The organism is Acinetobacter halotolerans, from assembly GCF_004208515.1.
In the GTDB taxonomy this organism is placed as follows: domain Bacteria; phylum Pseudomonadota; class Gammaproteobacteria; order Pseudomonadales; family Moraxellaceae; genus Acinetobacter; species Acinetobacter halotolerans.
This window is the reverse complement of record NZ_SGIM01000008.1, coordinates 1-12258: the sequence shown is the minus strand read 5'-3', so window position 1 is coordinate 12258 and position 12258 is coordinate 1. Positions and strand designations below refer to the sequence as shown.

The following is a 12258-nucleotide window of genomic DNA, read 5'->3' as shown; positions in this document are numbered from 1 at the left end:
AAAGCTTAAGAGCGGTTTAGGCGCAAGGCATTCACCACAACAGACAATGAACTCAGCGACATCGCTACTGCTGCAAACATCGGCGTGAGTAATAGCCCAGTTAATGGAAAGAAGATCCCTGCTGCAACGGGCACACCCAATCCATTATAAACAAAGGAAAATGCAAGATTCTGCTTCATGTTTCTCACACCAAGTTTCGCCATATGCAGCGCTTGACCAATCCCTTGCATATCGCCTTTGACTAAGGTGACTTGTGCCGTTTGTTTAGCGATATCCGTGCCTGTACCCATTGCAATCCCGACATTAGCCTGTGCAAGTGCGGGGGCATCATTAATTCCATCCCCTGCCATTGCGACGATGTTGCCTTGCGCTTGCGCCAGTTTGACGATCTCAAGTTTTTGCTTCGGATCAAGATTGCCATGAACCTGCTTGATTCCTAAAGCATCAGCGACCATTTTTGCATTTTTCTCATGATCACCTGTCGCCATAATCACTTCAACACCATCTGCATGGAGTTGATCAATCACAGCTTTGGCATTTTGTTTAATCGCATCATGAATCGAAACATAAGCAATTAGTTCTTGTTCTGACATCAGGAAGCTAATGACATCACCCTGTGACCGTTTTTGGTCTAGCGTTTTGGTTAAATCGTCACTGAATGTTAAATCGAGCTGCTCAACCAATTTTTGGCTACCAATGTATAGCATTTTGCCATCAATATTGCCTTTGACGCCGAAACCTGTCACATCTTCAAAGTCAGTCACATTAAGTAATTGATTTGCATCTACCAATTTAGTCAAAGTCTGAGCAATCGGATGGCTTGAATATTGCTCAATCGAGGCAATCCATAGCTCAATTTGTGCCTGAGTATAAGTCGTCGATAATGGCTGAATTTCTTTTAAGCTAGGTTTACCTTCAGTCAGTGTGCCTGTTTTATCAATAATCAAGGTGTTTACTTTGCTTAATGCTTCAATCGCTTCAGCATCTTTAAATAGCACCCCTTTTTGGGCTGCACGACCTGTGGTTGCCATCACTGACATTGGTGTTGCCAAGCCTAAAGCACATGGACAGGCAATAATTAAAACGGCTACCGCACACATCAAAGCCAAATCAAACTGTGCTTGACCAAAAACCATCCATGCGATGAAGGTCAACACGCTGATCGTAAGTACCGCAATCACAAAGTATTTCGCCACGACATCCGCGATACGTTGCAACGGTGCTTTAGAGCGCTGTGCATCTGCTACAGTCTGAATCATTTTGGCTAAAGTGGTATTGGTTCCAACAGCAGTTGTTTGAATACGAATAGAACCTTGCTGATTAATCGTTCCACCAATCACTTGATCATCTTTTTGCTTTTTCACAGGCACAGGTTCACCTGTCATCATCGACTCATCGACATAGGTTTTTCCATCAACCACGACGCCATCTAAAGGGATTTGCTCACCCGATGAAATTTGCAAAATATCGCCTTGTTTGACCATGGCAATATCAACATCCACAACTTGATCGTGCTGCACCAATTTGGCTTTGGCAGGTTGTAAACGTAACAGTGCTTTTAATGAATTGGCCGTTTGGGAACGTGCTTTTAGCTCAAGAACCTGTCCCAGCAAACTCAAAGACACAATCATACAGGCTGCTTCAAAATATACAGCGACACCATGCCCTGTTTTGGCTTCAACAGGAATGACTGATGGAAAGACTGTTGCAACCACACTATAAATAAATGCCGCGAACACACCGACACCGATCAAACTCCACATATTGAGATGACCCGTTTTATAGGAGATTAAGCAACGCTGTAAAATTGGATAACCTGCCCATAACACCACAGGTAAACTGAGCACCAACTCAATCCATGGCTGAATATGTGGTGAGATAAAAGCGTGAATATGTGAGCCCATCGCTAAGATCATCACCAATAAACTTAAAGGCAAAGTTGTCCAAAAACGTCGACTAAAATCAACCAGTTCAGGATTTGGACCTTCATCTAAAGTCGGTTGCATCGGCTCAAGCGCCATACCGCAAATCGGACAAGTACCCGGCCCTTTTTGCACAATCTCTGGGTCCATTGGACAGGTATAATCCATATCCATTGCCCCTTCGGGTACTGGGCGTTGGTCCACAGGGACTAAATAAAACGCTGGATCATGTTTAAATTTCTCTAAGCAAGATGGGTTACAGAAATAGTAAGTTTTCCCTTCATATTCCGTTTTTAAATCAGTCGTGGTCTTGACTGACATGCCACAGACTGGATCGATCTCGGTTTGGCCATCGGCGGCTACATGGTGGTGATGGCTTTGTCCTCCACCGCAACAGGATGATTTTTTTACTTGTTCTTTAATAGGTTGTGATTCAGTTTTAGAATCACAACATGAACTTTTCTTTGGTTCATTAGGTTTAGGTGCACAACAAGATGAAGCCGTGACGGATTCATTTACTTGCGCTGTTTTAGCATCGTCACTAGCATTTTTTTTAACTTGCTTGTCTTTTGAACAGCATGATGAAGTCTCATGTTGAGTCATGGTTCGACCTATCTTTTATTACTCGATAAGTGTAGGATAAAGTCTGTACCTAGGTACAGAGTCAAGCACTTTTGAGAATGATTTTTAAATGCATGATTTTAGGAGCATAGCGTGGACCTTACTATCGGTAAATTAGCAAAGGCATGTGATATCAATGTCGAAACGATTCGTTATTATCAACGGATTGGTTTAATGCGCGTGCCCGAAACCAAGCAAAGCTATCGTTATTATCATCAACAAGATTTGGAGACATTGAGTTTCATCCAAAAAGCCAAAGATGCAGGCTTACAACTCAATGAAATTAAAGAATTATTGACCTTAAATTTAGACGATCGTATCCAAGTCCGTCAGGTCATCGAGCAACGTTTAAGCAAGATTGATGAGAGAATTCAGGAGTTACAAGGACTCAAACAACGTCTTGCAACTTGGTTAGATGACTGTAAAAGCACTGAAAATGATTGCTGTCCTATTTTAATTGAGTTAAAGCAGCAAGCCTAATCTGAACCTCAATGATTTTTTAAATAAATTTAATAACGTAGCGCCCATAAAATTAATCCCACAGATATAGTCCTCTGTGGGATTAATTCAAATTTAGCAAAAGATAGCCAATAGATAAATGACGTAAATCAAACTAGTCGAAACGAATAGTCATTTTACATTCATAATTCTTCTAAGAAAACAAAGAAGTCGATCAAGCTAATAACAAACAAATCAAGTATGATTCTTTTATCAAAACCATTTTCTAAAGCTTTATGAGCAACGCATTAAACGCATTAAGAAAACAGCTCCGTTTAAAAAGAAAACAAGTTTCTCGTTATGAACAGAAAAAAGCTGAACTTCAAGTTTTACATCAGCTTCGACGATTGAGCAAATTTAAATCAGCAACAAAGATTGGTTTATATTTACATGCATTTGGGGAAGTACATACCCAAAAACTGTTAGAACTCTGTTTCCAACAAAAAAAACAAGTTTACCTACCAATGATCTGCAATATGAATCAGACCCTTGTTTGGGTGAAAATTAGTGCAAATCAATATTTCAATAAACGTTTTTCACATCACCCATTGGGGATGAAAGAACCTATGGCAAGCCGAGGCAAGCACATATCAACATTAGATTTACTGATTATGCCCTTACTGGCCTGCGATCATAATGGGACTCGAATTGGGATGGGCGGAGGATTTTATGATCGAACACTAGCAACAGCTAAATACCGCCCCTACCGCTTAGGACTCGCCCATTCATTTCAATATGTGGAGGAGCCTTTATTTCGTCAAAAATGGGATCAACCACTCGATAGCCTGCTCACACCCACACGACAATATCGTTTTAGCCGTTGAATCTATGAAATTTAGTATATTTCGCCCGAATTCCGACTAATTTAGTTATTTTTTAATATTTTCTGAGATAAAACCCTTGTAATTTTTAAAATGCACATCACTATAAAAAGCATGGCAACACCGTTGTCACTCATTAGGAGTGCTCATGTCCGAATTTATTATGAATGATGAAACTATCTTAGAGCCGCAAGTTCCGAGTGTATTACCACTTTTAGCATTACGTGATGTTGTGGTGTATCCGCACATGCAAATTGCGCTATTCGTGGGTCGTGAAAAATCGATCAATGCAGTGGACGTAGCTCGTAACGGTGATAATTTAGTATTTGTAGTTGCGCAAAAAGATTCGCTTACAGAAGAAATTGATCACGATAACCTGTATCAATATGGAACTGTAGCTAAAATCGTACAAGTCGTGAATCATGAAAATGATGAAAACTGCATTAAAGTACTAATTGAAGGCCTACACCGTTCAAAACTAGAACAGATTATTGACGGTGAAGAATACTTAACCGCTGAACATCATTTAAGCCCGATGACTGTTGCATTGGATCAAGAGACCCAAGAGACTCGCTTGAATGAATTACGTACTCTTTTTGCTCAATATGCTGAAGCAAAATTACGTAATGCACGCGAACTCGTTGCAGCTGCCAACAAAATCGAAGACTTATTACAATTGATGTTCTTCGTTGCAACACGTGTACCTTTGAACATTGAAGTAAAGCAAAAGTTCTTAGAGCACGATGAGTTTGAAGAACATTTACAAGAGTTGATGAGTTATTTGACCAATCAATCTGCTGAACAGCAAATTGAGCAGACACTGCACGACAGCGTAAAACGTCAGATGGAAAAAAATCAACGCGAATACTTTCTCAATGAAAAAATGAAAGTTATTCAGCGTGAGCTTTCCGATATGAATGGCGGTGCTGAAGATGATGTAGCTGAGATTGAAAAGCGTCTTGCTGAAGAAGATTTGCCTGAACATGTACGCAAAAAAGCCGAAGCAGAGTTTCGTAAACTCAAAGCCATGCAACCTGCTTCTAGCGAAGCCGCTGTAGTCCGTAACTATCTAGAAGTGATTTTAGATACGCCATGGAATAAAGCCAGCAAAGTCAGCATTAACTTGAGTAAAGCGCAAGAAACGCTGGATGCAGATCACTACGGCTTAGACGACGTGAAAGATCGTATTGTTGAATATCTAGCGGTTCAATCTCGCGTGAAAAAACTTAAAGGCCCGATTCTTTGTTTAGTTGGTCCTCCTGGTGTAGGTAAAACTTCACTCGGTGAATCAGTTGCTAAAGCAACAGGTCGTGAATTTGTCCGTATGGCACTCGGTGGCGTACGTGATGAAGCGGAAATCCGTGGTCATCGTCGTACTTATATTGGTGCGATGCCAGGTAAAATTGTGCAATCTTTGACAAAAGTTGGTGTGAAAAACCCATTGTTCTTACTCGACGAAATCGACAAGATGGCACAAGACTACCGTGGCGATCCTGCTTCTGCATTACTAGAAGTGCTTGATCCGTCTCAGAACAGCAAGTTCAACGATCATTACTTAGACCTTGATCTTGACCTTTCAGAAGTGATGTTCATCTGTACTGCAAACAGTATGAATATTCCAGAAGCGTTATTAGATCGTATGGAAGTGATTCGTCTACCGGGTTATACCGAAGATGAAAAAGTGAATATTGCTCAACGTTATCTTGTTCCAAAAGCCATTAAGAACAATGGTCTGCGGGCAAAAGAACTGACTGTGCATGAAGAAGCGATTCGTGACATCGTACAACGTTATACTCGTGAAGCGGGTGTGCGTAGTTTGGAACGTGAAGTATCTAAAATTGCACGTAAAGTTGTGAAAGAAGCGGTGAGTAAGAAATCGAAAAACTTACAGCTTGATATCACCTCTGCAAATCTTCCAGATTACTTAGGTCCCCATAAATTTGACTTTGGTATTGCTGAAGATGAAGCTCAAATAGGTCGTGTAAACGGCTTAGCATGGACTTCTGTGGGCGGAGAACTGTTGACCATTGAAGTTGCTGCAGTGAAAGGTAAAGGTAAATTCATTACCACTGGTTCGCTCGGTGATGTCATGAAAGAGTCTATCACTGCTGCGATGACTGTAGTTCGTACGCGTGCTGATGAACTTGGGATCGAAGCTTCTCGTTTTGAAGAAACTGATGTTCACGTTCACTTACCAGAAGGTGCAACGCCGAAAGATGGTCCATCTGCAGGTTTGGCATTGACGACGGCACTGGTATCTGCATTTACAGGTATCACGATCCGTCCAGATATTGCCATGACAGGTGAAACAAGTCTTGGTGGTCGTGCGATGCGTATCGGTGGTTTGAAAGAAAAACTTCTTGCTGCACATCGTGGTGGAGTTAAATTGGTATTTATTCCACAAGATAACGTACGTGATTTGGCGGAGATTCCAGAAAATGTTAAAGAAGGTTTAGAAATCAAAGCTGTGAAAAGTATTGATGAAATCCTCCCTTTAGCATTAACGGATACACCGAAACCTTTGGCTAAAACACCTATTGTTAAACCAGTAGAAGATACAAAGGCTGCACGTCACTAATTAATGTCTAAAAAAAGAGAGAGCTTCGGCTCTCTTTTTTTGTTACACAATTTGGTTGAAAAACAACCAATATCTTGCATAATGAAATAGAGTCGATAAAAACAAAAGCTAAACTTGACTTGTGAACTCATTTTTTAGTGTCATCTGAACTCCAGACGGATGACGCTTTGATCGCAGCTCATACACATTTTGAGCTGCGTTTTTTATGCTGCGGAATAAAGCGCCACCCTGCATAACTTAAAGCACAATAAATCCATTAGAGTCCACATGAATGAGTCTCAACGTTTATAATGCGCTCATATTATTTACACGTATTGTCTTATGAAAATTCGTATCGTGACGATTGGTCAAAAAATGCCAACTTGGGTGCTGACTGGATTTGAAGATTATTTCAAACGTATTCAGCCCTTTGTACAAACTCAAGTGATTGAGTTACCGATGGCGAAACGTGGGAAAAATGATTCAGAAGCTGACATTTTAAAATACTGTCAAATCGAGGGTGACAGCATTCTAAATGCTGTTAAAGCCAATGAAACTCTGATTGCTTTAGAAGTGGGTGGACGTGAGCTGAGTACCGAGAAACTTGCTGATACCATGCAGCAATGGATGCTCGAAGGCAACGATATCGTACTTGCCATAGGTGGTCCTGATGGGCTGTCTGATGCGGTACGAAAAGCTGCTGCTTGGCACTGGTCCTTGTCCAAACTGACCATGCCCCATCCACTTGTTCGTGTGTTACTCATCGAACAACTCTATCGGGCCATGAGCATCAATCATAATCATCCATACCATCGAGCCTAATTTAAGAGATTGTTCTGATTCTAGAACAAACTGTTAAGCTTTAAGCGCTGTTCTTTTTTAGCGTAATTTGTCACGATACTCATGTATTTCTAGTCAGGTGCTTCATTATGAATTTGCAAACTTTACCAGGGTTATTTATCTCTCATGGTTCGCCAATGCTTGCACTTGACCCAGAACAAGTTGGACCTGCCTTATATCGTTTGCGTACAAATCTGCCTAAACCACGGGCAATCATTGTGATGTCTGCGCATTGGGAAAGCCAAGCACTCGAAGTCAGTACTTCTATCCGACCACAAACATGGCACGACTTTCGTGGTTTTCCTCAGCCGCTCTACGAAATTCGTTATCCTGCTGCTGGAGCACCGGAACTGGCAGAAGAAATACTGACTTTATTTGCTGAAGCAGAAATTTCTGCTCATGCAAACAGTACTCGACCACGCGATCATGGCGTATGGATGCCGCTATTACATATGTATCCTGAAGCAGATATTCCTGTGATCGAAATTTCGCTCCCGATGCATATGAATGCCGATGAAATTTATAACATCGGACAAATTCTTGCGCCTTTGCGAGAACAACAAATTTTGCTCATCGGCTCAGGTAGTATTACCCATAACCTAGCTGAACTTTCTTGGCAAACAGATGCCAATGTTCCTATATGGGCAAGCACTTTTCGTAATGCAGTCGTCAACAAACTTACACATCAGGACTATGATGCTGTATTAGATTGGCCATCGCTCCCTTATGTGCAACGCAACCATCCGACAATTGAGCACTTTGCTCCACTCTTTTTTGCAATGGGTACAGGTCATCGTTTTAATATCGTGCACAGCAGTTTTTCAATGGGTTCCTTGGGCATGGATATCTACCGTTTCGACTGAATAATATTCTCGGTGCTAAAAAGACCAATAAATGAGCACCAAGCCTTTAAAAATCCTATACTTTTATCTTAAATTACAAATCAATACATTTAACGAACTTAATACCTAAACTGGCTGCATGCTCTTTTTTTAAGAATCCTTTAAGCTTATGGCTGCGATATTATATGTGTTCTTTGAATATGAAAATCAAATATTTAATTCTTGCCTTACTCCCTTTTTCTTTAATGGCGTGCCAAACAGTACAAAACGTTGCTGATCATGTAACGACCGAAATCAATGCGACTGCCGCGAAAAATCTCACTGATTATCGTTGGACTTATCAAGCATCTACAGCATCAAAGCCATTGGTTTTAAACTTTAATGACAATCAACAACTTTCGATTCAAACGGGTTGTAATGGACAAGGTGGTACGTGGAAAGTTGAGGGCAATACTATTGTCACTTCAGCACTTGTATCGACCATGATGGCGTGTGCTGATGACTTAATGAAGCAAGAGCATTTGTCTGCTGAGATTTTCAGCGATAAGAAAGTACCGTTCCAAATCAGCACAACAAATGCGCAAGCAATCTTGACTGTGACTGATAGCAAAGGTCAAAAACACGTATTTACTGGTGCTAAAGTGTCTGATAACAATGTACTAACCAACTACACATGGTCTTATCAACCAACCAATAGCAAGAAACCAATCGTATTAAGTTTCCTGGCAAATGATCGTTTATCTGTGGATACAGGCTGTAATCGTCAAAATACCTCTTGGAAAGTTGAGAATGATGCAATCGTTACAGGCGATATGGCTTCTACACTTATGGCATGTGAACCTGCGCTTATGAAACAAGAGCAATTCGCTGGTGACCTTTTACAAAAACGTCAAATTCCATTTGAAGTTAATGCAAGCAACCTTGATCAACCAACACTCGTGATTACTGATGCAAAAGGTCAAAAATATAGCTTCGTTGGTAAAATGACACCTGAAGCAAAATACCAAACAGAACCTAAAACTGTTTTCATGGAAATCTCACCTGAAACTAAGTCATGTGTAGGTGTAGCGCCGCAGACTTGTATGCAAGTTCGTGAAATTAAATATGATGACAAAGGTGTAAAAACTTACGCAGATAAAGACTGGTCACTTTACTACGGCCAAATCGAAGGTTTTGAACACAATCCAAACCAACGTGTCATTGTTCGTGTGAAACGTTTTGAAATTAAAAACCCAGCGGCTGACCAATCTAGCCTAGCTGACGTATTAGACATGGTTGTTGAACAAGAAATTGTTAAAAAACCTTAATACGTTGCTGTAAATAAAAAATCCGATGTTTTTGCATCGGATTTTTTTTGTTCAGCAAAATATTAATAGATACCTTGAGCCAAAATTGCATCTGCAACTTTCACAAATCCAGCAATATTTGCACCATCCACATAATTCACTGTACCGTCTTCTTTGGTCCCGTATTTTAAACAATTCGCATGAATATCTTTCATAATCGCATGTAAACGCTCATCTACTTCCCCATGCATCCAACCGAGGCGCAAAGCATTCTGTGACATTTCAAGCCCAGAAGTCGCAACACCACCTGCGTTTGAAGCCTTACCTGGTGCATAAAGAATTTTTGCGGTAATGAATTTTTCTACAGCATCTAATGTACATGGCATATTGGCACCTTCAGCGACACAGATCACACCATTTGCAAGCAATAACTCCGCATCCTGTTCGCCTAACTCATTTTGAGTCGCACAAGGCAAAGCAATATCAGCGGGAATATGCCAAGGTGTCTTGCCTTCAAAATACTCAAAGCCATGTTTTGAAGCAAACTCAGAAATACGCCCACGCTTAATATTTTTAAGCTCCATCACTTCGGCAAGCAACTCATCAGTAAAACCATTTTTTAAGTAAACTGTGCCATTCGAGTCTGAAAGAGTGACCACTTTTGCACCCAAGAACATGGCTTTTTCTGCTGCAAATTGAGCAACGTTTCCTGAACCTGAGATTGAAACTGTTTTGTCAGTAAAATTTTCACCGCGCGTTTTTAGCATTTCCTCAGCAAAATACACTGCACCATATCCTGTCGCTTCAGGGCGCATTAGACTTCCACCAAAGGAAACCCCTTTTCCTGTAAACACACAAGCAGTATCGTTACTTAGCTTTTTCATCATACCAGCCATAAAGCCAACTTCTCGGCCACCAACACCGATATCACCAGCGGGAATATCGGTATTCGGACCTAAATGACGATATAGCTCTAACATTAACGCTTGGCAAAAACGCATGATTTCAGCTTCAGACTTTCCTTTTGGATCAAAGTCTGAGCCGCCCTTTCCTCCACCCATGGGTAAGGTGGTTAATGCATTTTTAAAAGTTTGTTCAAAACCCAAGAATTTTAGAATTGATAAGTTCACCGATGGATGAAAACGCATCCCGCCTTTATATGGACCGATAGCTGAATTATATTGAATACGGAAAGCACGGTTAACATGTGTTTGCCCTTGATCATCCATCCAAGAAACTCGGAATTGAATTGCTCGTTCTGGCTCAACTAGACGCTCTAATAAACCATACTGTGAATACTTTGGATTTTTTTCAATGAATGGCCACAAGCTCAACATTACTTCTTCAACAGCTTGTAAAAATTCAGGTTGATCAGGATCTCTAGCTTTCACATAAGCCAGAAAGTCATTTAAGCTATCGTATTTCAACATTCACCCCCGAGTCAGTGATTTATTTTGGTGCTAGAAATGCACCAAAATAGAATATCTCACACAACGAACATAGATTACTATTCAACTTTTATACGACTTTCAATCAAATTCCAATTAAACCTTAAAAATCATACAGATAAATTTATATATATTCGTTATTTTTATAGTAAATATAGATAAAATAAACACTTTTCAATTATTTTTGCCATTGCTACCGCTTAGTCCTAACAAGCATTTTCTTTTATTGCACCAAAGAGAACAAGATAAGCATTGTTTGGGAGCAAGAACACCTAATGATCTATGCTCTTTCTATCTTGCTTGCTGCTTTCCCAATCATTTTTATTCTAAAATTATAAATAATATCGATGCTTAACTTTACGATATCAACAAAAAGAAGCAAAATTATAAAAATATGAATGCTTATACTAAAACTGAGTAAATATAACATCCTAAAATTGATCAGTGATCTATTTAAATTAATCAATGACCCATGATTAAAGTTATATAAAATCAACCTTATAAATAATATAGGAAACTAAATAAATTAGTTTCCTATAAATTTGGATTTAGCTGATTATATTATTAAAAGCATAAAAATAATGATTATTTCTGTTGTCCATTATTTTCGCTAGGTTGCTTTGGAGTTGGCTGTTTTTGGTCTTGTTGTGCTGGAGGCTTAGCATTTGGCTCAGACTGTTGTTGTTGACCAGGTGATTGATTTTGCTGATTAGGTTGTTGTTTAGAGTTATCTTGGTTCTGAGACATGATTGTCTCTCCTTTATAATGATGTGTAGATAATTATCTAGCACTTATCAACCATAGGCGCTTAATTCAAATATTGATATCAATAAGATGTGTCCAGTTGTAAGCAGAATAAAATATAGTTTTTTGGAATGCTTAATAATCTAATAAATAAAGAGTTTATTAAAAACACATGTATATAAGGTTACAATTCACTTATTTTAATCCTACCACCTTAATACTTATTAGATGTACTTCTATATTTTTCATAGCTTATCAAAGTAACTTTCTGGATATGGGTCTGTACCTTTTAAACTTCTACGGTAATACATTACACTACGTTTGAAAGTATGCCCATTTTCCTTAAAATGATCTGTAGTTCCAAAGAAATCTTGATTTTTAACATCCTCAAAACCAAGTACCAAAAAAACTTTTTCGGATAGTCGGCAAGCTTGTTTGAGGTCACTAGAAAAGAAAAACATACTAAATATAAATAGAAAAGTGAACATAAATGGTGCCACAACAAGTGGCAGTATATATTCATAAAAACTAAAATTTTATCATTTAAAAAAGAGACAATTAATATTAATATATCACCGAATAATAAAAAATATTTTATCTATTTAAAATAATTACCAACCACATATGCATAAATCATAAAAATAAATGCAAAGGTTGTAATAGTGAATATTACATACTG

General features: G+C 39.2%; 9 protein-coding genes. 6 read left to right on the top strand and 3 right to left on the bottom strand.

The window, feature by feature from the left end:
• Positions 1-5: 5 nt before the first annotated feature.
• Positions 6-2525, bottom strand: a complete 2520-nt coding sequence (locus EXE30_RS10290; RefSeq protein WP_130162304.1) for a heavy metal translocating P-type ATPase — start codon at positions 2523-2525, stop codon at positions 6-8.
• Between the two features lie 111 nt (positions 2526-2636).
• Between EXE30_RS10290 and EXE30_RS10285 the strand changes: the two genes are divergently transcribed.
• The 6 genes from EXE30_RS10285 to EXE30_RS10260 all read left to right on the top strand — a co-directional run bounded on the left by EXE30_RS10285 (position 2637) and on the right by EXE30_RS10260 (position 9408).
• The gene (locus EXE30_RS10285) at positions 2637-3023 is read left to right on the top strand and encodes a MerR family transcriptional regulator (RefSeq protein WP_130162303.1); all 387 of its coding nucleotides are present in this window, start codon (positions 2637-2639) and stop codon (positions 3021-3023) included.
• 254 nt (positions 3024-3277) lie between these two features.
• Complete coding sequence (locus tag EXE30_RS10280) at positions 3278-3865, top strand: 5-formyltetrahydrofolate cyclo-ligase (protein WP_130162302.1); 588 nt, start codon at positions 3278-3280, stop codon at positions 3863-3865.
• Positions 3866-4010: 145 nt separating this feature from the next.
• On the top strand, positions 4011-6440 hold the full coding sequence (gene lon, locus EXE30_RS10275) for an endopeptidase La (protein ID WP_130162301.1): 2430 nt from the start codon (positions 4011-4013) through the stop codon (positions 6438-6440).
• Between the two features lie 321 nt (positions 6441-6761).
• The gene (rlmH, locus tag EXE30_RS10270; RefSeq protein ID WP_130162300.1) at positions 6762-7241 is read left to right on the top strand and encodes a 23S rRNA (pseudouridine(1915)-N(3))-methyltransferase RlmH; all 480 of its coding nucleotides are present in this window, start codon (positions 6762-6764) and stop codon (positions 7239-7241) included.
• A gap of 107 nt (positions 7242-7348) precedes the next feature.
• Positions 7349-8122 carry a DODA-type extradiol aromatic ring-opening family dioxygenase gene (locus EXE30_RS10265; RefSeq protein WP_130162299.1) on the top strand — a complete coding sequence of 258 codons (774 nt, stop codon included), beginning with the start codon at positions 7349-7351 and terminating at the stop codon, positions 8120-8122.
• Between the two features lie 179 nt (positions 8123-8301).
• Positions 8302-9408: an META and DUF4377 domain-containing protein gene (locus EXE30_RS10260; protein ID WP_130162298.1), complete on the top strand. Its 1107-nt coding sequence runs from the start codon at positions 8302-8304 to the stop codon at positions 9406-9408.
• A 62-nt stretch (positions 9409-9470) separates the two neighbouring features.
• Here the strand turns inward: EXE30_RS10260 and gdhA are convergent, their stop codons facing one another.
• Both gdhA and EXE30_RS15900 read right to left on the bottom strand, forming a co-directional pair.
• Positions 9471-10817 (bottom strand): NADP-specific glutamate dehydrogenase, encoded by a 1347-nt coding sequence (gdhA, locus tag EXE30_RS10255; protein ID WP_130162297.1) that lies wholly within the window; start codon positions 10815-10817, stop codon positions 9471-9473.
• 603 nt (positions 10818-11420) lie between these two features.
• Positions 11421-11582 (bottom strand): hypothetical protein, encoded by a 162-nt coding sequence (locus EXE30_RS15900; protein ID WP_005197745.1) that lies wholly within the window; start codon positions 11580-11582, stop codon positions 11421-11423.
• Between the last annotated feature and the right edge of the window lie 676 nt (positions 11583-12258).

What these genes read in the sequence shown, in the direction of transcription:
- EXE30_RS10290 (WP_130162304.1), bottom strand. Translation starts at nt 2,525, where the DNA reads ATGACTCAACATGAGACTTCATCATGCTGTTCAAAAGACAAGCAAGTT.
- EXE30_RS10280 (WP_130162302.1), top strand. Translation starts at nt 3,278, where the DNA reads ATGAGCAACGCATTAAACGCATTAAGAAAACAGCTCCGTTTAAAAAGA.
- lon (WP_130162301.1), top strand. Translation starts at nt 4,011, where the DNA reads ATGTCCGAATTTATTATGAATGATGAAACTATCTTAGAGCCGCAAGTT.
- rlmH (WP_130162300.1), top strand. Translation starts at nt 6,762, where the DNA reads ATGAAAATTCGTATCGTGACGATTGGTCAAAAAATGCCAACTTGGGTG.
- EXE30_RS10265 (WP_130162299.1), top strand. Translation starts at nt 7,349, where the DNA reads ATGAATTTGCAAACTTTACCAGGGTTATTTATCTCTCATGGTTCGCCA.
- EXE30_RS10260 (WP_130162298.1), top strand. Translation starts at nt 8,302, where the DNA reads ATGAAAATCAAATATTTAATTCTTGCCTTACTCCCTTTTTCTTTAATG.
- gdhA (WP_130162297.1), bottom strand. Translation starts at nt 10,817, where the DNA reads ATGTTGAAATACGATAGCTTAAATGACTTTCTGGCTTATGTGAAAGCT.
- EXE30_RS15900 (WP_005197745.1), bottom strand. Translation starts at nt 11,582, where the DNA reads ATGTCTCAGAACCAAGATAACTCTAAACAACAACCTAATCAGCAAAAT.